Here is an 18828-nt window from a genome sequence, read left to right on the forward strand (position 1 = left end):
CATCCAGGTGACTCGATCTCATCACTAAAAGTGACTTGACCCGCACATCTGTCAACAATATTCAGTTCTCAAAGTTCGTCTCACTGTCTCAGCGACAGCTTGTTTATTCTATCAGGAATCTTCATTCTTGTCAACAACTTTTTTATTTTCTTTCGAAAATATTCGGTTGCTGGGAAGATTTCCCGATATCATTCTCTCTCGAGAACGCTTCATTATAATACCATACTTATACAAAACCTTCAAATTCTGTATTTAAGTTTATTATTTCGTTATTTAAGTTTATTTACGTATATTTTACTTTTATACCTGTTTTTTACATTATTTACCTCCATTTTTTATTTTAATTCGTTTCATTTATAAAAGAACGTTTAATTGTTCGATACGGTTCGGACAATTAAACGTTCTTTTATTTCTTTTATCCAATCATTTGATTTTATTTAACTTGGCTGCCAGTTCTTCCGCAGAGGGATCGTCCCCGGTGCTGGTGATAATAGGCTGCTGTCCCATCATCACTGTATCTCCACTGGCATAGGCTTCCGGCGCGGTCTTGTTGTTGTGATACACCGCAGCCAGATTCCCCATGACAAAATAGGACCGCTCTTTGCTGGACATGGATCCGGTGGCGCTGGGTGTCAGGAACTCTTTCTTGTTCACATAGACCACCCCGTCTTTGTCATCCACATGTTTGTTGCTCCAGGCGTTCAGCTTCTTTACGTAGTTTTCCCGCCGTTCCGTACAAGTAGGATGGTCGCTCCAATGGATGTTCATATCCCCGTACTTTTCCAGGAACCGCTGCCATACGGCAGCCGTAGCCCCTGGGTTGTAATTGGTGTGGGTGATGTAATCAAAGGCCAGGTTATCCGCTTCCCATTCCATAGGTTTGGACAGATGGACGTTCCGGGTATAGGTATACAGCTGACCGATTGCCCCGCTGGCAATCCCTCCGGTTGCCGCATTGGCCATTTCCGCCAGCACTGCAGCATTCAGAGACTTCTTGACACCCTGGAGAGGATGGTCTTTCTGCCCATGGCCCAGTTCATGGCCGATGACCACAGCAATTTCATCATCCATGGGCATCAGATTGAAGATGCCCCGGTACACATTCACATTGTGCCCAATGGTGCAGTAGGCATTGGCATCATCATTGGGGCTGATGAAGTAGTTGTAGGGTTTCTTGTACACCGTAGGATCCACAGCAGCGATTCCGGCGGTCACATTGCTCATAATGGTATCCAGCCGGCTGTTCAGATACTCATCTTCATCCACCCCTTCTTCCTTCTTCATTTGTTCGAACCATTCCTGACGGCCCTTGTCCGTATTGTTGTAGGTCTTGTAGACCCCCATCACCTTGTCCCTGTACATGGTGCCGGCAATGGCAGTACCCAGTACGTCCACCAGCACCCCGCCGGCTTCCGCCTGCTGCGGAGAGATCACCGTTCCCGTCACGGCTCCCAGGCCCAGCATTCCGGCCAGTGCACACCCCATCAGTCGATTCTTCCACAATTTCATCCCAAGTCACTCCTTTATCCAATATGCCTTTCTCATGGTTTTGCCGGCAGTTTCCCGGTCCCCGTCCCCCTATGGCTCGTTCTCCTGTTATTGTAACCCAAAACAGACAGCCGGACCACTCCCCGTCCGCTGTCTGCTTCAGCTGCCGGGAAGAACGTTTCTTACGTTACACTCCCAGCTCCATATTCAGATCGATGATCCCCACAGCATAAGGGGCAATTTCATATTGTCCGAAGACAAAATGGATATGTCCTTCCTGGTCCAGATAATAGTTTTCCGGCAATTTTTCCAAGCCCTTGAAATCCTGGAAAAAATAGTGCCCTTTTCCGTAATCTGTATTCCACAGGGCCTTGTTGATCTTCTCCAGGGTAAAGTTCCCTCTCACGGCCGGTGTCAGGACCTTCTGCCAGGGAACCAGCTTTCCGGTTTCCAGATCAAAGGTCTTCCCCAGTTCCCAACTGGTGGGATGGGCTGCCCGTTCCACAAAATCATAGCCGTAGGTCTGGAAGGAGAGATACCGTTCTCCATGGTAGCTGACTGCAAAATCCACCCGGGAAGTGAGTTTTTCCTCCATGGTATTGGCCTTGTTGTAATTCTCCCGGGAAATTTCCGCCTGTTTTTCAAAATACCGGGTAATTCTCCGGGACACTTCCGGTTTGCCCATGACCCTCACCTGAGGATAATGGATCAGCAGATCTTTCTCCCGGATGATCCCGCTACGGATCACCACACCGTTCTGGGCATAGACTGCCTGGCCTGGTACATGGCTCTGGAGTTCCTGTTCAATCACATGGTGAGCCGCTTCGGAAGGAGTGACCGACTGAGCCTGGACGGCTCCTGTTCCCATAAAGACTACGAACCCCGCCAACAGAGCAGTGCCGGCAAAGGCACGGATTTTTTTCTGATCCATCGTACATCTTCCTTTCCCTTTTCTCCATCGACTGTATTATACAAAGACTCTTCCCCTGGTGCAAGACGCATCGCCAAAAGAGCTACTCGTTGAGGGAATAGACCACATGGACGGTTTTCCGGGTAGGTACTGGCCGCCCGGAGGCATCCAGGGCCGGGGAAAAACTCCACTGCCAGGCGCTTTTCAGGGCTGCCCGGTCCAGCCGGTCATACCCGGAGCTCCCTTCCAGCCAGGCGGAGGTCACTTCTCCCCCGGCGCTTACCGCCACCCCCACCAGGGCAGTCCCTTCTTCCCCGGAAGCCCGGGAGGCCTGGGGATAGATTTTGCTGTAGCCGGTGAGGCTGGCATCCCGGCTCCGGTCGCCGGCCTCTTCTCCCTCTCCTTCTCCGCCCCCGCCGGAGGTTCCGGTTCCGCCTTCCGAAGCGCCCTCTCCATTGCCGCTGCCTCCGGTTGTTCCTGTTCCCGGAACTTCTCCGCCGCTCCCCTGGGACGAGCCGCTCCCGGACAGGGTGCTGTCCGCCGTTTCCCCGGAGGAACCGGCCGGTGCGTGGACTTCTCCCTGGTCACTGACCTGGCTGGGGGCTTCCAGCAGCTGTTCCAACAGAGCCTCCCTGGCTGTTTCCCCAGATTCCCGGGATGCCGGTGTTCCCCCGCCAACTGGTTCCCCGGGAACGCCCTGGTTTCCGTTTCCCGTCCCCCGGGTCTTTCCGGAGTTTCCTCCAGTCGGCCCCGGCTCTGCCAGATGGACCCGGATGGGTTCCGCTCCTTTGTCCGGCAGGGAACGATGGGCATAGAGCAGGGCTCCTCCGGCGGACAGCAGGACCAGGTGGATCACCAGGGACAGCCGGACATACCGGCTCCACTCAGGCTTTCCCATGGTCTTCTCCTGTGGAGACGGACAGGGAGAAATCTTCCAGGCCCGCCCGTTTCAGTTCTCCCATAATGCCCATGACCCGGCCGTAGCTCACTTCCTTGTCCGCCCGGAGATTCACCGTCTGTCTGGGATTTTCCCGGGCCGCAGCCGCTCCTTCCCGGAGCAGTTCCTCCAGGGTCACCTGATGGTCCTGGAACCAGATGGTCCCGTCCCGGGGCAGGGTCACTTCCACCTGAGCCTTCTGCTGGAGCTGTCCCCGGCCTTCCGGCAGTTCCACCGGCACCCCTTTCTGCTGGGTCATGTACATGGTGCACACAATGAAAAAGATCAGCAGCAGGAACACCATGTCGATCATGGGAGAAATCTGGATGGAGGGCTTTTTGTCCCCTCCGGAACGATGGAGATGGATCATGCCCCCTGCCCTCCCTGGCCGGGCATTTTCCCGGCATTTTCCATAAAGGCGTTGTCCATCTGCTCCACTTCCTCCATCACCGTATTCACCTTCTGGGAGAAATAGGTGTGGAAACAGATGGTGGCAATGGCAATGAGCAGTCCGAACACTGTGGTGATCATGGCTTCCGCCACCCCGGCGGTCACTCCCAGAGGATTTTCCCACCGGTCTCCCAGAGCCTGGAAGGAGGACATCATGCCGGTGATGGTCCCCAGGAGCCCCAGGATGGGGGCCAGGGTCACGATGACGGACAAGTAGTTCAGCCCTTTTTCAAACTGGTTCACCAGCTGCTGGCTCTCCCCCAGGATATAACTTTCCTTTTCCCGGACGGCAGATGGCGCCGTCAGGAGTTTTTTGCCCAGTGCCGCCTGGGCTCCCGGTGTTTCCCAGGTCCCGTCCAGCAGTTCCTGCCATTTTCCCTGCCGGACCTGCCGGCAGAAGGTCCGGGCATAGGCTCTTCCGGAATCTTCCCGGCGGTAAAAAGCCAGCCGTTCCAGGATAATAGTCAGGGATGCCAGAGAACAGAGCAGAAGGGGCCACATGACCACCCCGCCCCGGAGAAAAAATGTCCACCCATGCTGCAGCCAACCAATCATCTAATTATGCCTCCCTGTTTTCCAGTATTGTATTGAGTCTTGCCAGCTCTCTTTTTTGCTGTTCCGGATCCGGACAGATCCGGATTTCCAGTCCCTCTTCTCCCTGCCGGACCTGGAAGGGAACCTGGTAGGCCGCTTCCAGATTTTCCTTCCGGAGCACCTGTTCCGGTGTCCCCTGGGCCAGCAGCTTTCTCTGTCCCAACAGCAGCAGCCGGGTGCAGTACCGGGCCGCCTGGCCGATGTCATGGAGGGACAGGACCACGGTCCGCCCTGCCCGGGCCAGGTGCCGGCTCAGTTCCAGCACGGTGTTTTCATACACCAGATCCAGCTCTGCGGTAGGTTCATCCAGCAGGATCACCGGGGTCTGCTGGATCAGGATCCGGGACAGCAGCACCCGCTGCCGCTGTCCCCCGGAAAGATCCGTCACTGGCCGCTCCTGCATATTCCCCAGACCGAAGACCTCCAAACAGTCCCGGGCCAGAGCTCTTTCCCGGCCGCCTTCCTGCTGGTGCCAGTCCAGATAGGGATACCGGCCCATGAGCACCACCTGTTCCGCCGTATAGGCAAAGGGCAGTTCCCGTTCCTGGGGCAGATAGCTGACCTTTCGGCTCAGAGCCTGCCGGTTCCAGGATTCCAGAGGTTTTCCTTCCAGTTCCAGGGTCCCGGACTGGAGGGGCAGGATCCCGGCCAGGGCCTTCAGCAGGGTACTCTTCCCTGCCCCGTTGGGGCCGATGAGCCCTACGCACTCTCCCGCTTCCAGGGTGAAATCCAATCCCGTCAGCACCGGTTCCCGGCCATAGCCCAGGCTGCCCTTTTCCATTGCAAATTCCATATCAGTATCCTTTCAGCAGAGGTTCCTGCCCCTGAGGGAACAGGACCTTCCCATAGGCCCCGTTGGCCAGGGCCCGGATGCCGTACACCGCCATGGGAGAAGCATCGTACACGTACCGGTCCGGCAGGGCCACCCGCCGTTCCAGGCCTTTCAGCCCCTGGAGGGCCGGATCGGCGAAGAACTGCTGCTGGAATTTTTCATAGTCCGCCTTTTCCTCTCCATAGGGCAGGGCTACCAGGAAAAAGTCCGGATCCGCCTGGAGGATGGCTTCCCGGGTCAGGGGCTGGCCGTTTTTCAGCCCGGCCCGGCTGAGGCCGTTCCCCACATGGGCCCGGCGGCACAGGTCGTCATACAGGGACCCGGAGCCTCCGTACCGGCTCATGAGGGAAACCAGCAGGCCCACCGGTTCCGGGCCCTGCAGATTCTTCAGGACCCGTTCCGTCTCTTCCAGTTCTCCGTCCATCCGGGCCAGGACCTGTTTCCCGGCTTCCGGCCGGTCCAGAGCCCGGGCCATGAGCCCCACATTGTCACGGATTTCCTCCACAGTCACCGGACCCCGGCAGACCACCACAGGAATCCCCATTTCCTCCACTTTCTGGATCAGCCCGGGATCGGACCAGGTGGAAGCCAGGAACAGATCCGGTTTGGTCCGGGCCACGGTTTCCGGAGTCACCTGCCGGAGCACCGGTTCCAGGTCACGGGTTTCTTCCGCAATGAAGGAAATCCCCGGTTCCCGGTCCAGGTAATAAACCCCGGCCAGATGGTCTGCCGGCACCAGGGTCAGCAGGGTCTCATCCAGATGGAGGGAATCCGTCAGGATCTTTTGGGGAGGCCGGGCCAGACGGACCGTCTTTCCCCGTACATCCTCCACCGTATAGCCTCCCTGTTCCGGAGCGGCAGGGCCGCAGCCGGCCGTCAGGAGCAGAAACAGGATCCCCAGGATCCGCAGCAGTTTCATAGATCTTCTCCTTTGCAAAAAAAGATGGGGCTGTTGCCCATGCAGCAGCCCCTGGTTCAACTGAAGAAATGGATACGGGCCCGGTTGCCTCCCGGAGCCACATAATACAGATTCCCCATCCGGAGCTTCCCGTCAATCAGTTCAAACTGGGGAGCCACAATGTCGCCCCCGTCGGATTTGATTTCCACATCGCTGAATTTCAGCTGTTTGTACTGGTTGGAAAAAGTCCCCTTGATGGAATTGAATTTGATGATGGCATAAATGCCCTTGCCGGAATAAAAGGATCCGTAGGTGAGGGTAGACCGGCTGTTCCCGTCGCAGAGCATTTTCAGGTCCAGCTGGACCAGCGTCCGGAAGTAGGGAATGTTGGTGGCATCCTCACTGTGGAGATCATGGCCCATGACGCTTACATTGTAGGCTTTGGTATCGATGTTGAACCCGCCCCGGGCGTCGCAGGTCCCTTCAAACACATCCGCCGTCACGTTCTGGGCATCGATGTACCCGTCCGCATACTTGAAGTTCCCTTTCACATTGGTGAACCGCAGTCCCGGCAGGTTCAGCTTGGGCATGTACAGTTCCCCCACGATCACCGGATCCGGCAGTTCCCCGGTTACGGTGGCGCTGGCGGTAACCCGTTCCTTGATGTCCAGGCCGGTGCCCAGGGAGGAAGGATTCAGCTCCTTGATCCCCAGTTTCAGGTCGTAGGTGGAAACCTGGGGTTTCAGGTCCACACTGCCCTGGATGTCCACTCCCTTGCCTTCCAGGGTCCCTCCCAGTTCCCCGGTGGAAAAATCAATGGTCAGCTTGTCGCTGCTGTTGTACCGCAGGTCCGCATTCACATCCTGGAAGGCATGAATCCGCTGTTTGTAGCAGGCAGTCAGTTTGCAGTGGTTCAGCTTCACATGGGCATCCACGTTTTTCAGCTTGATGTCGAATTTTTTCTTCCGGCCCTTCTGCTCAGCCGGTTTGGGTACTTCTGCCGCCCGGATCCCCCGGATATGCATGTTCTCCGTAAAGGTCAGCTGGATTTCCGCCTCATTGAGCTCCAGTTCCTGGATGGTCCGGGTGCTGATCCGTTTCAGCACAATGTCCAGAGGCCGTACCTGGAAGGAGCCGCTGGGGATGAAGACCCGGTTCCCGTCATGGCTGCCCTTCCATTCCAGGTTTTCGAACCGCACATGGCCCATGGGGGTGGCCGTCAGCCGCTCCACGGTAATGGTCCCGTCAAAGAAATGCTGTTTGGCCATTTCCCGGTTGAAAATCTGGGCCGCATGGACACTGGCAATGTAGGCCAGCCACACCAGCACCAGCAGACTGGCCAGGAAGCTCAGCAGGATCCATTTGATTTTCCGGCGGTGCTTCTGGAGAAACCCTTTCAACCTTTTCATGGCTGATTACCGCAGGGCAGAGACCGCTTCCTGCATATCCGGAGCCCCAAAGACGAAGGACCCGGCCACCAGCACGTCAGCCCCGGCGTCCCGGCAGGCTTTGGCAGTTTCCCCGTTGACCCCGCCGTCCACTTCGATGAGCACCTTCAGATTCCGTTCCCGGATCATGGCCTTCAGCCGGCGGATCTTGTCCACGCTGGTGGGGATGAATTTCTGCCCCCCGAACCCCGGGTTCACGCTCATGATCAGGATCATGTCCGCATAAGGAAGGATTTCCTCGATCTGGCACAGGGGCGTGGCCGGATTCAGGGCCACCCCGGCCTGGATGCCCTTGCTGTGGATGGACTGGAGCAGCCGGTGGAGATGATGGGTGGCTTCCGCATGGACACAGATCAGGTCCGCGCCGGCAGCAGCAAAGCTGTCCACATAATTTTCCGGATTCTCCACCATCAGATGGCAGTCAAAGAACATGTCCGTCCGTTTCCGGAGGCATTTCACCACCGGAGCCCCGAAGGTCAGGTTGGGAACGAACTGGCCGTCCATCACATCGATGTGGCACCAGTCGGCACCCGCATCCTGGATGCGGGCCACTTCTTCGGCCAGACAGGAAAAATCGGAAGACAAAATGGAAGGAGCGATGATGGTCATGATTTTTTTCCTCTTTTCTTTGGTTCCGCCAATTCCTGACGGATCGTGCAATAGGAAGCATAACGGCTGGGAGCGATTTCGCCCCGTTCCAGGGCCGCCTTGACTTCACAGTCCGGTTCATGGGTATGGGTGCAGCCGGTGAAGCGGCAGCAGCCTTCCCGCTGCCGGATTTCCCGGAACCCGTCGGCGGCATCCTCCATCTGGAGTTCCGCCAGATCGATGTTCCCGAAGCCGGGGGTATCCACAATGTAGCCGCCTCCAAAGGGCAGCAGCTGGGCAAACCGGGTGGTATGCCGGCCCCGGCCGATTTTGCTGCTTACATGGCCGGTTTTCAGGGTCAGGGAAGGATCCAGATGGTTCAGCAGAGTGGATTTCCCGGCCCCGGAAGGTCCCCCGAAGGCCACAATGTGGCCCCGGACCTGTTCCAGGATGGGTTCCAGCCCCATTCCCTCCCGGGCTTCCACCGGATACACCGGATAGCCCAGGGGCTGGTAGACCGCCTGGAACCGTTCCACCAGCCCTTCCGGCGCCAGGTCCCGTTTGTTCAGTACCAGAGCGGCCGGGATTCCGGCCGCTTCCGCCAGGGCCAGCAGCTTGTCCACCAGCAGGAAACTGGGATCCGGGTCACTGCAGGCGAAGACCGCCATAAGGCAGTCCAGATTGGCCACCAGAGGCCGCTGGAGCAGATTCTTCCGGGGCAGCACCTGCCGGATCATCCCTTCGGTGCCCTGGGCTTCCAGTTCCACCCGGTCCCCGGCAGCCATGGTGAACCGTTTCTGCTTCATCCGGCCCTTCACCTTGCAGGTGTACAGGATGCCGTCTTCTCCGGCCACATAGTAGTAGCCGTTGTAGGTCTTGATGATTCTTCCAATGGGATTGCTCACAGAGATTTATCCTCCGCCAGTTCTCCGTTCACGTAAATCTGGACGCTGGCCCCGGACCCCACATTTACGGTCCGGGTGATCCGGGTACCGGGAGCCACCGAATCGGAGAAGATGGTCCGGGTACTGCTGTCATCGGAAACGATGATCTTCACATTCTTGGCGCTGCCGCTGCCGGGAACCGTGTACCCGATGGTCCGGGTGCTGCCCCCGCCGCTGCTGCCGGAGCTGCTCCGGCTCTTCTTTTCTTCTTTTTTGCCGGCGGATACCACCAGGCTCACCGCGCCGCCCCGGTCCATGACGGAGCCGCTGCCGGGATCACTGGACAGGACCGTGTCCTTGGCCTGGTCGCTTTCCTGGGTCTGGATGCTGCCGATGGTGAGTCCCACACTGCTCAGCTGGTTCCGGGCTTCTGCCAGGCTCATGCCGGCCAGGCCGGGCACCACCGTCTGGTTGCCGCTGATGTTCACCACCAGGTCCACACTGGTCCCTTCGCTGACTTTCTGTTTGGGGGCGATGCTCTGGGACAGTACGGTTCCTTTCCCGGCCCCCGCCTCATACTTCACAGTCACGGTGCCCACCTTCAGCTTGGCTTTTTCCAGCATGGTGGTGGCTTCCGCCAGGGTCTTCTTTTTCAGGTCCGGCACCACCCCCGGTTCCGGTCCCTTGCTGACCACCAGCTGGATCTTCCGTCCGGCCTTCACCCGGCTGTGAGCCGCCGGATTCTGCTTGATGATCACCCCCGGGGTGGCAGTGGCATCATAGGCTTCCGTCAGGGTATACCCCAGTTTGTCCTTGGTCAGGATGGCTTCCGCCTCTACAATGGTCTTGCCCTTCAGGTCCGGCACCGTCACATCCCCGCTGGTGTAGCTGAGGATGGCATAGATGACCCCGGACAGGAGCACAATGGCCGCCATGAAAAAGGCCAGAAGCTTCTTTTTCCCGTATTTTTCCAGGAGGGTTTCCGGCTCTTCTTTTTTTTTCGGATCCGGTTTCTCCGGTCCCGCTGCCGGGCTCTTTTCAGCCGCTTCTGCAGTCTGGGGCTTCAGCAGCCCGTCCAGCATGTCGCTTTTGCTGATTACCATGGTCTCGTCGCTGACCGGGTGCTTCCGGGCATCGTTCCAGGTCTCTTCTTCCCCGCCCATATCTCCCAGGAGATGGGTCTGGGCACGCTTCAGATCCGTAAGAAAATCATCGGCGGTGGCATACCGGAGCCGGGGATTCTTGGCCAGGGCCTTGGTGATGATATTGTCCAGGTAGTAGGGAATGTCCGGATCGTACCGGCGGGCGGATGGAGTGGAGGATTCCAGATGCATCCGGGCCACTTCCAGCGGGGTATCCCCGTCATAGGGCAGCTTCCCGGTGAGCATCTCGAAAAGCACCACACCCAGGGAATACAGGTCCGACTGGGGGGTCACCGGCTGGCCGGCCGCCTGTTCCGGAGACAGATAGTACACGGAGCCGATCACATTCTTGTCCGTCCCGTTGCTGGGCTGGCCGAAGGCCCTGGCAATGCCGAAATCCGTAATCTTGGGCACCCCTTTGGTGTCGATGAGGATGTTCTGGCTCTTTACATCGCAGTGAACGATGGAATGGTCATGGGCCTGTTTCAGGGCTGAAGCAATGCCGATGGCATACCGGACTGCCGTTTTGTAGTCCAGGGCGCCATTTTCCTGGATCACTTCCTTCAGGGACCGGCCCACCACATATTCCATCACAATATAGTAAATGTCATTTTCATTGCCGCTGTCGTAAATATTGACAATGTTGGGATGGGACAGACAGGCGGCATTGCAGGCTTCCTGGCGGAAACGGGCCACAAACTGCTTGTCCTGGATGAACTGATCCCGGAGGATCTTGATCCCCACATCCCGGTGGAGCACCGTATCATAGCCGTGGAACACCTCGGCCATGCCGCCTCCGCCGATTTTGTCAATGATTTCATAGCGGCCATTGAGCGTTATTCTTCCTTCCATTCTGCAGCCTCCAGATCAATGACAATAAAAGAAATGTTGTCGTCGCCGCCGGCGGTCATGGCCCCGTTCATCAGGCCGTCCGCCAGCCGTTCCAGGTTCCGGTCTCCCAGAATCCGTTCGATTTCCGCTTCCGAGATCATGTTGGTGAGACCGTCGGAGCAGACCAGCAGCTTCTGGGCCCCGTCCAGGAGGATTTCAAAGGTGTCCACCTGGACCTGGGGATCCACCCCGATGGCCCGGGTGATCATGTGCTTCTGGGCAGAGGCTTCCGCTTCCTCCTGGGTCATCTGCTTCTGCCGGACCAGTTCCGCCACATAGCTGTGGTCGCTGGTCACCTGGCGCAGGATCCCTTCCTGCCACACATAGATCCGGCTGTCTCCCACATGGGCCACAAAAGCGCTGTGGGGATTGGGCAGGTACACCGCCGTCAGGGTAGTGCCCATGCCGGTGAATCCTGCTTTTTCCTGGGAAAGTTCCCAGATTTTCTTGTTGATATTCTGGATGCTCCGTTCCAAAAATGGGAGGATTTCCTTTCTGGAAAGTCCGGACAGGTCCAGACGGCTCAGCTGATGAACCGCTTCATAGCTGGCCACTTCTCCCGCATCCGCACCGCCCATGCCGTCGGCAATGGCATACAGATCCGGTTCCCGCACCAGGATGCTGTCCTCATTGTTGGGACGCACCATGCCCCGGTTGGTCCGGCTCACTGCTATCATTGGTTCTGCGCCTCCTTTAATGCGCTGGCCCGCAGCTGGCCGCAGGCCGCATTGATGTCCTTCCCCATTTCTTTCCGGACCGTCACGTTCAGATGCCGTTTCTTCAGCAGCTGGAAGAAATGGTCCACCGCCCGGTCGCTGGGCCGTTCAAAGCCCTTTTCCGGCACCGGGTTGGCCGGGATCAGGTTGATCACACATTCTTTGTGTTCCAGGGCATCCGCCAGGTTCCGGGCATCTTCCGGCCGGTCGTTGATGCCGGCCAGCAGGATGTATTCGTACATCACCTGGCGGCCGTTGCTTTTTTCATAGGCATCCGCCGCCTGGATTACTTCCGGAAAAGGATACTTCCGGTTGATGGGCATCAGCCGGTTCCGCAGTTCCATGGAAGCCCCGTGGAGGGAAATGGCCAGGTTGATGTTCCGGCCCTGGGCGGTCAGTTCTTCAATGCCCGGCACCACCCCGCAGGTGGAAACGGTCATGTTCCGGTAGCCGATGCACTGGCCCCGGTCGCTGTGGAGAATGTCCAGAGCCTTGAGCACATGGTCCAGGTTCAGCATGGGTTCCCCACTGCCCATGACCACGATCCGGCTCACCCGTTCTCCCCGGGGCTGGAGCCCGCTCTGGAAGAAATACAGCTGAGCCAGGATTTCCGCCGCCGTCAGGTTCCGGACGAAGCCGTGGAGGCCGCTGGCACAGAAGGCGCAGTTCATGGCGCAGCCCACCTGGGAAGAAAGACAGACGCTGTAGCCATAGTCGTGGTGCATGAGCACCGTTTCCACCGTGGCCCCGTCCGTCAGCTCCAGGAGCACCTTGTGGGTCAGCCCGTCCCGGGATTTGTATTCCTTCAGGACCTTCACCTGGCTGGTGGCAATGGTGTACCGCTCTTCCAGCTGCTGCCGGGCTTCCTTGCTCAGGTTGCTCATCTGGGAAAAGTCCGTGGCCGCCTTTTCATACAGCCAGCGGAACACCTGTTCCGCCCGGAACTTCTTCATGCCCAGTCCGGCCAGTTCTGTCTGGAGTTCTTCCAGGGTCAGGCCCATGATTTCTTTTTTGCACATGGCAGATCTCACTTTCGTTTTTCAAAAAGGCAGAGATAGAATCCGTTGATTCCGTCCCTCTGAGGCAGGATCTGGAGTTCCTCCACTTTTTCTCCGGTCAGGGGATGGGCAAAGGGAACGGAAACAAAATCCGGATGGTTTTCCAGGAACCATTTCCGCACCCGGGTATTTTCATCCTGTTCCAGGGTACAGGTACTGTACAGCAGCCGTCCCCCTGGCTTCACATACCGGGCTCCGTTTTCCAGGATCTTTTTCTGGAGCGGGGGGAACTGGCTGATGGCCCGTTCCTCTTTGGTCCACCGGGCTTCTGCCCGCCGGTTCAGCACCCCCAGGCCGCTGCAGGGAGCGTCCACCAGCACCCGGTCAGCCGTGTTTTCCCATTCCGGCACAAAGGTTGTCCCGTCCCGTTTTTCCGTCTGGATGCAGTGGATGCCCAGCCGCCGGGCATTCTCCCGGACCAGGGCCAGTTTGTGGTCATACAGATCCAGGGCCAGGATTTCTCCCCGGTCCTCCATTTTCTGGGCCAGATGGGTGGTCTTCCCTCCCGGGGCGCTGCACAGGTCCATCACCCGTTCTCCGGGCTGGGGATCCAGCACCGCCGCATCCAGCATGGAGCTTTCGTCCTGGATATAGATGTCCTCTCCGAACCGGTCCACCAGGGTCTCCAGGGAAGGCAGGCTGTCACAGATCAGCCCGTCCGGGGACCACCGGGAAGGATGGGTTTCGATGCCCTGGGCAGCCAGGCTGGTCTGCAGCGCCTCCCGATTCATTTTCAGGGTATTCACCCGGAAGGAAAAAGTGGGCCGGGCGTTGTCATAGGCACAGAGCTTCACCGCATCTTCCAGTCCATAGCGGAATTTCCACCTCCGGACCAGCCATTCCGGATGGTAATATTCCAAAGCGATCCGTTCCAGCTCATGATCCGGTCCCTGGGGGAATTTCCATTGTTTCCGGGTCCGGGCCAGCTGGCGCAGAGCTCCGTTCACCAGTCCTGCCGCTCCCTCATGGACCCATTTCTTGGCCAGTTTCACACTTTCGTTGCAGGCGGCGGAAACCGGGATCCGGTCCAGGTACAGCAGCTGGTAGGCTCCCAGCCGCAAAATCACCAGCACCAGGGGATCCAGCTTCCGCAGGGGCCGGTTCACCACCTTTGACAGATACCAGTCCAGGGTCCCCATGGTCTTTACGGTGCCATAGACCAGTTCCGTGGTCAGGCTCCGGTCAAGGGGCGACAAAGGAGCCCCACGCAGCCCCTGAGCCAGAGCCAGGTTTGCATAGGCTCCCTTGAGAAAGATTTGTTCCAGTATCTGTAATGCCGCTTCCCGCGGATTCTTGCCGATTCTTCTCATTGTTCGTCCTCTTCCAGAATAAATGACCGTATGGCCTCTTCGATTTTCCCCATGTCCGCCCGGGTGTTGAAGCAGGGTCCGTTGGGCCGCTCGTTGAGCACCCCGATTACCGGCAGGGGGAACACGTCCTGGATCCCGCTGGTAAGATCCCGTTCACAGGCCACCGCCAGGATGGCTTTGGGCCGGGCTTTCTTCACCGCCTGCCGGGCCAGGGTCCCTCCGGTGGCAATGGCCACATGGACCCCGTACTTTTGGGACAGGGCCAGCAGCTGGCCCACTCCACAGCGGCCGCACTGGTGGCAGTTGCTGATGTCCCGGGTCACCTTATAGGGGCAGGTATCCAGCTGGATGCAGTGAGGTGTCAGGATCAGCAGCCGGTTGGCCGGGACCCGGATATGCTGGTTCCGGACCAGATGGTTGCTGACTTCAATAAAGGACTGCTCCACCCGCCGTTTGGAAATCCCCATAAGTTTCCCCAGGAACAGGGCCAGAGGATAGAGCAGGTTGATGATGTGCCAGGCCCAGAAATAAAAGAACCGGATGGTGGGAAAGCCCAAAATGGCCAGGACGATGCCCACCACTCCGGAAAAAAGAGCCAGGATCACCACCAGGACGATCCAGCCCACCACCTGGGGCAGCCAGGGATGGATCTGCGCCAGTCCCGGCACCAGCAGCTGCCATAGCCCATAAGCCGCTGCCGCCGCCAGCAGCACCGCCAGAGAGGCCAGTGCCATGAAAAGCCGTTTCTTCGGCCGAAATCCCATGTTCATAATCTATTCCAGTCTGTCTCCCTGTTTCACATGGCCCCCGTTTACGAAGGAGGCTGCCGGCATCCTTTTTTTCCCTTCCGGCTGACATTCCAGGATCTCCAGGGTACCCTGTCCGCAGGCTACCCGGAAACCCTTTCCGTCCGCCTGGAGCACGGTGCCCGGAGCACCCTGGTTGCCTTCTGGCGTGAAGATCCGGCTCTTCCAGAGCTTCAGCCGCTTCCCGTCCGGCAGCAGGGTAAAGGAACCGGGCCAGGGGTCAAAGGCCCGGAACTGGTTGTGGAGAGCTTCCGCCGTTTTGGTCCAGTCCGCCTTTTCCATGTCCCGGGTAATGAGAGAGGCATAGGTGGCCTCTTCTTCCGGCTGAGGTACCGGCTGGAGGGTCCCAGCCGCCAGCTGAGGAATGGTGTCCAGCAGCAGCCGGGCGCCTTTTTCCTTCAGGATGTCATGGAGTTCTCCCTGGGTCATTTCCGGTCCCACCGGCACCGCCACCTTGCTGAGCATGGCGCCGGTATCCATCCCCACGTCCATCTGCATAATGGTAACCCCCGCTTCCTTTTCCCCTTTCAGGATGGCGTAATGGATGGGGGCTGCTCCCCGGTACCGGGGCAGCAGGGAAGCGTGGACGTTGATGCAGCCGTATTGGGGCAGATCCAGCAGGACTTTGGGCAGGAACTGGCCAAAAGCCGCCACCACGATCAGATCCGGACGGATTTTTTCCATCTCTGCCTGGAATTCCGGAGTCTTCACCCGTTCCGGCTGGAGCACCGGCAGATCCCGGGTCAGGGCATATTCCTTCACGGCGCTCATCATCACCTTGTGGCCCCGTCCTTTGGGACGGTCCGGCTGGGTGACCACCGCTGCGATTTCATACTGTCCGGATTCCACCAGGGCCTTCAGGCTGGCCGCGGCAAATTCCGGGGTTCCCATAAATACGATCTTCATTCTTGACCTTCCCTCGGTTTGGCAGAAAGGCTGATAGCCTTGTCAATGAACAGGACCCCTTCCAGATGGTCACATTCGTGCTGGAGGGCACGAGCCAGGAGCCCGTCGGCGGTAAGCCGGTAATGGTCCCCTTTCCGGTCCTGGAAATGGACGGTGATCTGGGCGGCCCGCTTCACTTCCCCTTCGTAGTCGGGGACGCTGAGGCACCCTTCTGAATCCACTGCTTCTCCCACCGGGTCCGTAAGCACCGGGTTCACGAATTCCCGGATGCCGGCCCCGTCGCCGGCGTCAATGACCACCAGCCGTTTGCTGAGGCCGATCTGGGGGGCCGCCAGTCCGCAGCCGTTGGCCGCATACATGGTCTCCGCCATATCCTTCAGCAGCCGGCCCAGTTTTTTATCGAATTTGGTAACAGGAACCGCCTTTTCCCGAAGGATGGGCGCCCCCACTTTTACAATGTCATAGATTGCCATATATCATCGACTCCTATCGCAATTTTTACTTTCTATTATACCATAGGAGATAAAAAAAGGGGGGTGTGAAAAAATTCACACCCCCGGTCGCGGGCCGCGGCCCTACACCACACTCATGGGATCCACGTCGAAATACACATTGGCCATATTCCTGTATTCGGACTGGCGGAGCCAATCTTTTACCGGCTTCATCCGGGGGCTTTTCAGCAGCACGTTGATCCGGTAGATCTGGTTCACTTTGGCCACGATAGCCGGGAAGGGACCCAGGATCTCCAGGGGATGGCCGGTTTCCAGCTGCCAGGCTTCCAGGGCATTCACCAGTTTCTGGGCTGTGGCCAGGGCCTCCTCTTCCCTTTTGTGATGGACGGTGACCTTCAGCATCCGGGTAAAGGGCGGATACCCCAATTCCTTCCGCTGGGCCAGCTCCCTTTCGGCAAACCCTTCATAGTCCTGCCGGGCGGCCATCTGGAGAATGGGATTTTCCGCATCATAGGCCTGGAAGATCACCTGCCCCGGCTTCTCTCCCCGTCCTGCCCGGCCGGCGGCCTGGGTCAGCAGGGCAAAGCAGCGCTCTCCGCTGCGGAAATCCGGCAGGTTCAGCTGGGAATCCGCACTCAGGACTCCCACCAGGGTCACATTGGGGATATCATGGCCCTTGGCCACCATCTGAGTCCCCAGGAGCACATTGTAATCCCCCCGGCGGAAGGCCTGGAGGATCTGCTCATGGGCAAACTTCCCGCTGGTGGAATCCTGGTCCATGCGCAGGGGCCGGACTCCCGGGCACAGGTCCCGGATTTCCCGTTCCGCCTTTTCCGTGCCGGTGCCGAAGAACCGGATCCGGGGACTGCCGCAGTAGGGACATTTGGTGGGCACCGGTTCCGTATGGCCGCAGTAATGGCATTCCATCAGCTGCTCCCGGGCATGGTACACCAGGGACACCGCACAGTTGGGACAGCTGAGGGATTCTCCGCAGTCCCGGCACAGCACAAAGGTGGAAAACCCCCGGCGGTTCAGCAGTACAATGGCCTGCTCCCCGTTCTTCACCACGTCTTCCAGCTTCCTCCGCAGGGCTTCTGACAGCACCGTCCGGTTCCCCTGGCGGAGTTCCTCCCGCATGTCCACAATGGACACCTGGGGCAGGTGACTGCCGGTCTTGGCCCGGTGGGTAAGCCGGAGACGGGTGTAGACCCCCTGTTCCGCCAGATAATAAGACTCCAGGTCCGGGGTGGCGGACCCCAGCACCACCGGCACCTTCCGGTAATGGGCCCGGTACTGGGCCACCAGCCGGGCATGGTAGCTGGGCCGTTCCTCCTGCTTGTAGGTCCCTTCATGCTCTTCATCCATCAGGATCAGTCCCAGGTCTGCAAAGGGACAGAACACCGCCGACCGGACCCCGATCAGCACCCGGGCCTGGCCGGACCGCATCCGGCTCCACACGTCTCCCCGCTCGCTGGGGGAAAGCCGGCTGTGGGCCACCGCCACCCCGGCGCCGAACCAGGCCTTGAACCGTTTCACGATCTGTCCGGTAAGGGCGATTTCCGGCACCAGCACCATTACCTGCTGGCCTGCCCGGAGGGCCCTGTCGGTGAGCCGGAGATAGACTTCCGTCTTGCCGCTGCCGGTGATCCCCTGGAGCAGAAAGGTCCGGGGATCCCGGTTTTCCCGGGCCCGGTCCACTGCCTGGATGGCCGCCTGTTGTTCTTCCGTCAGTTCCAGGGTTTCCTTCCGGGCTTCCAGCCCCTGGTAGCTGTCCCGGAGGACCCGCCGCCGGCCTTCCAGCAGCCAGCCTTTCTGGACCAGGTTCCGGAGCACCGCGGAGGAGATGCCTTTTCCTTCCAGCTCCCCGGCGCTGGCGGTGTTCCCGGACAGCAAAAAGTCCAGGGCAGCCAGCTGGCTTTTGCCCCGGACCTCTCCGTTTTCCCGTGCGGCCAGCCCTTCCGGTGTTGCTGTAAAGGTCCGCTCTGTTTTTTCCCGCAGTTTGTATTTCACATCGTAGGAAAGGACCACCGCCTTTTGGGCAATCAGTCCCTTCAGGGCCGTCTCTCCTCCCGGGAGATTCCGGATGGCCCGCCGGGACTGGGGACCCTTCAGGGTCAGGAAATCGTACAGTTCCTGTTCCTCAGGGGTAAGCCCGGCCACTTCAGGCACTGGGACGTATTTCCCCACTGCCGCCAGGCTTTTCCGGCCCGGGATGAACAGCCGCAGGGCCTCCGCCAGGGTGCACAGGTAGTACTGGGACAGCCAGTAGGCGGTGGCCAGCATTTCACTGTCGAACCAGGGTTCCGTCCCCACCACATCGGCAATGTCCTTCAGTTCCCGGGACAGATCCGGGCTCCGGTCCTCTTCCACAATGAAACCTTCCAGCAGCTGCTGGCCGAAAGGCACCACCACCCGCCAGCCCTGGCCCAGGAAATCCAGGGCCTGGGGCACATGGTAGGTGAACTGCCGAAAAATGTTTTTGGCAGGCAGATTGATGGCAACCTTTGCGTATTCCATC

The 18828-nt window shown here is 58.8% G+C and carries 18 protein-coding genes; all 18 read right to left on the reverse strand.

Annotated features, from left to right (window positions below; translation table 11 throughout):
• Positions 1-423: 423 nt before the first annotated feature.
• The gene (locus ACZOF8_RS02235) at positions 424-1509 is read right to left on the reverse strand and encodes a M48 family metallopeptidase (protein ID WP_487426515.1); all 1086 of its coding nucleotides are present in this window, start codon (positions 1507-1509) and stop codon (positions 424-426) included.
• A gap of 166 nt (positions 1510-1675) precedes the next feature.
• Entirely contained in the window at positions 1676-2419 is a 744-nt protein-coding gene (locus ACZOF8_RS02240) for an RsiV family protein (protein ID WP_487426516.1), read from the reverse strand.
• Between the two features lie 82 nt (positions 2420-2501).
• Complete coding sequence (locus ACZOF8_RS02245) at positions 2502-3296, reverse strand: energy transducer TonB (RefSeq protein ID WP_487426517.1); 795 nt, start codon at positions 3294-3296, stop codon at positions 2502-2504.
• On the reverse strand, positions 3283-3705 hold the full coding sequence (locus ACZOF8_RS02250) for an ExbD/TolR family protein (protein WP_022487129.1): 423 nt from the start codon (positions 3703-3705) through the stop codon (positions 3283-3285). The genes ACZOF8_RS02245 and ACZOF8_RS02250 overlap by 14 nt, the downstream gene beginning before the upstream one ends.
• Positions 3702-4340, reverse strand: coding sequence for a MotA/TolQ/ExbB proton channel family protein (locus ACZOF8_RS02255; RefSeq protein ID WP_022487128.1), 639 nt, complete (start codon positions 4338-4340; stop codon positions 3702-3704). Before ACZOF8_RS02255 ends, ACZOF8_RS02250 begins: the two co-directional genes overlap by 4 nt.
• 4 nt (positions 4341-4344) lie before the next feature.
• Positions 4345-5172, reverse strand: coding sequence for an ABC transporter ATP-binding protein (locus ACZOF8_RS02260; protein WP_022487127.1), 828 nt, complete (start codon positions 5170-5172; stop codon positions 4345-4347).
• A gap of 1 nt (position 5173) precedes the next feature.
• Complete coding sequence (locus ACZOF8_RS02265) at positions 5174-6130, reverse strand: ABC transporter substrate-binding protein (RefSeq protein WP_022487126.1); 957 nt, start codon at positions 6128-6130, stop codon at positions 5174-5176.
• A gap of 56 nt (positions 6131-6186) precedes the next feature.
• Positions 6187-7518, reverse strand: coding sequence for an AsmA family protein (locus ACZOF8_RS02270; RefSeq protein ID WP_022487125.1), 1332 nt, complete (start codon positions 7516-7518; stop codon positions 6187-6189).
• A 6-nt stretch (positions 7519-7524) separates the two neighbouring features.
• The gene (gene rpe / locus ACZOF8_RS02275; RefSeq protein WP_022487124.1) at positions 7525-8166 is read right to left on the reverse strand and encodes a ribulose-phosphate 3-epimerase; all 642 of its coding nucleotides are present in this window, start codon (positions 8164-8166) and stop codon (positions 7525-7527) included.
• The gene (gene rsgA / locus ACZOF8_RS02280) at positions 8163-9050 is read right to left on the reverse strand and encodes a ribosome small subunit-dependent GTPase A (RefSeq protein ID WP_022487123.1); all 888 of its coding nucleotides are present in this window, start codon (positions 9048-9050) and stop codon (positions 8163-8165) included. The genes rpe and rsgA overlap by 4 nt, the downstream gene beginning before the upstream one ends.
• On the reverse strand, positions 9047-11023 hold the full coding sequence (gene pknB / locus ACZOF8_RS02285) for a Stk1 family PASTA domain-containing Ser/Thr kinase (RefSeq protein WP_022487122.1): 1977 nt from the start codon (positions 11021-11023) through the stop codon (positions 9047-9049). Before pknB ends, rsgA begins: the two co-directional genes overlap by 4 nt.
• Positions 11008-11739 (reverse strand): Stp1/IreP family PP2C-type Ser/Thr phosphatase, encoded by a 732-nt coding sequence (locus tag ACZOF8_RS02290; protein ID WP_022487121.1) that lies wholly within the window; start codon positions 11737-11739, stop codon positions 11008-11010. The genes pknB and ACZOF8_RS02290 overlap by 16 nt, the downstream gene beginning before the upstream one ends.
• Positions 11736-12797 carry a dual-specificity RNA methyltransferase RlmN gene (gene rlmN, locus ACZOF8_RS02295; protein WP_022487120.1) on the reverse strand — a complete coding sequence of 354 codons (1062 nt, stop codon included), beginning with the start codon at positions 12795-12797 and terminating at the stop codon, positions 11736-11738. Before rlmN ends, ACZOF8_RS02290 begins: the two co-directional genes overlap by 4 nt.
• 8 nt (positions 12798-12805) lie before the next feature.
• Positions 12806-14146, reverse strand: coding sequence for a 16S rRNA (cytosine(967)-C(5))-methyltransferase RsmB (rsmB, locus tag ACZOF8_RS02300; RefSeq protein ID WP_022487119.1), 1341 nt, complete (start codon positions 14144-14146; stop codon positions 12806-12808).
• Positions 14143-14916 carry a DUF116 domain-containing protein gene (locus ACZOF8_RS02305; protein WP_022487118.1) on the reverse strand — a complete coding sequence of 258 codons (774 nt, stop codon included), beginning with the start codon at positions 14914-14916 and terminating at the stop codon, positions 14143-14145. Before ACZOF8_RS02305 ends, rsmB begins: the two co-directional genes overlap by 4 nt.
• Positions 14917-14919: 3 nt before the next feature.
• Positions 14920-15858, reverse strand: coding sequence for a methionyl-tRNA formyltransferase (gene fmt, locus ACZOF8_RS02310; protein ID WP_022487117.1), 939 nt, complete (start codon positions 15856-15858; stop codon positions 14920-14922).
• Positions 15855-16331 carry a peptide deformylase gene (gene def, locus ACZOF8_RS02315; RefSeq protein ID WP_154487681.1) on the reverse strand — a complete coding sequence of 159 codons (477 nt, stop codon included), beginning with the start codon at positions 16329-16331 and terminating at the stop codon, positions 15855-15857. The genes fmt and def overlap by 4 nt, the downstream gene beginning before the upstream one ends.
• 102 nt (positions 16332-16433) lie before the next feature.
• Entirely contained in the window at positions 16434-18827 is a 2394-nt protein-coding gene (gene priA, locus ACZOF8_RS02320; protein WP_441368775.1) for a primosomal protein N', read from the reverse strand.
• Position 18828: the final 1 nt, after the last annotated feature.

This window comes from Acidaminococcus sp. (assembly GCF_057597765.1).

Excerpts from the sequence above, each read along its gene's own strand:
- ACZOF8_RS02260 (WP_022487127.1), bottom strand. The coding sequence starts at position 5,172 with ATGGAATTTGCAATGGAAAAGGGCAGCCTGGGCTATGGCCGGGAACCG.
- ACZOF8_RS02250 (WP_022487129.1), bottom strand. The coding sequence starts at position 3,705 with ATGATCCATCTCCATCGTTCCGGAGGGGACAAAAAGCCCTCCATCCAG.
- priA (WP_441368775.1), bottom strand. The coding sequence starts at position 18,827 with ATGGAATACGCAAAGGTTGCCATCAATCTGCCTGCCAAAAACATTTTT.
- ACZOF8_RS02265 (WP_022487126.1), bottom strand. The coding sequence starts at position 6,130 with ATGAAACTGCTGCGGATCCTGGGGATCCTGTTTCTGCTCCTGACGGCC.
- ACZOF8_RS02305 (WP_022487118.1), bottom strand. The coding sequence starts at position 14,916 with ATGAACATGGGATTTCGGCCGAAGAAACGGCTTTTCATGGCACTGGCC.
- ACZOF8_RS02270 (WP_022487125.1), bottom strand. The coding sequence starts at position 7,518 with ATGAAAAGGTTGAAAGGGTTTCTCCAGAAGCACCGCCGGAAAATCAAA.
- rsmB (WP_022487119.1), bottom strand. The coding sequence starts at position 14,146 with ATGAGAAGAATCGGCAAGAATCCGCGGGAAGCGGCATTACAGATACTG.
- ACZOF8_RS02245 (WP_487426517.1), bottom strand. The coding sequence starts at position 3,296 with ATGGGAAAGCCTGAGTGGAGCCGGTATGTCCGGCTGTCCCTGGTGATC.
- fmt (WP_022487117.1), bottom strand. The coding sequence starts at position 15,858 with ATGAAGATCGTATTTATGGGAACCCCGGAATTTGCCGCGGCCAGCCTG.
- def (WP_154487681.1), bottom strand. The coding sequence starts at position 16,331 with ATGGCAATCTATGACATTGTAAAAGTGGGGGCGCCCATCCTTCGGGAA.
- ACZOF8_RS02255 (WP_022487128.1), bottom strand. The coding sequence starts at position 4,340 with ATGATTGGTTGGCTGCAGCATGGGTGGACATTTTTTCTCCGGGGCGGG.
- rpe (WP_022487124.1), bottom strand. The coding sequence starts at position 8,166 with ATGACCATCATCGCTCCTTCCATTTTGTCTTCCGATTTTTCCTGTCTG.
- ACZOF8_RS02240 (WP_487426516.1), bottom strand. The coding sequence starts at position 2,419 with ATGGATCAGAAAAAAATCCGTGCCTTTGCCGGCACTGCTCTGTTGGCG.
- pknB (WP_022487122.1), bottom strand. The coding sequence starts at position 11,023 with ATGGAAGGAAGAATAACGCTCAATGGCCGCTATGAAATCATTGACAAA.
- ACZOF8_RS02290 (WP_022487121.1), bottom strand. The coding sequence starts at position 11,739 with ATGATAGCAGTGAGCCGGACCAACCGGGGCATGGTGCGTCCCAACAAT.
- ACZOF8_RS02235 (WP_487426515.1), bottom strand. The coding sequence starts at position 1,509 with ATGAAATTGTGGAAGAATCGACTGATGGGGTGTGCACTGGCCGGAATG.
- rlmN (WP_022487120.1), bottom strand. The coding sequence starts at position 12,797 with ATGTGCAAAAAAGAAATCATGGGCCTGACCCTGGAAGAACTCCAGACA.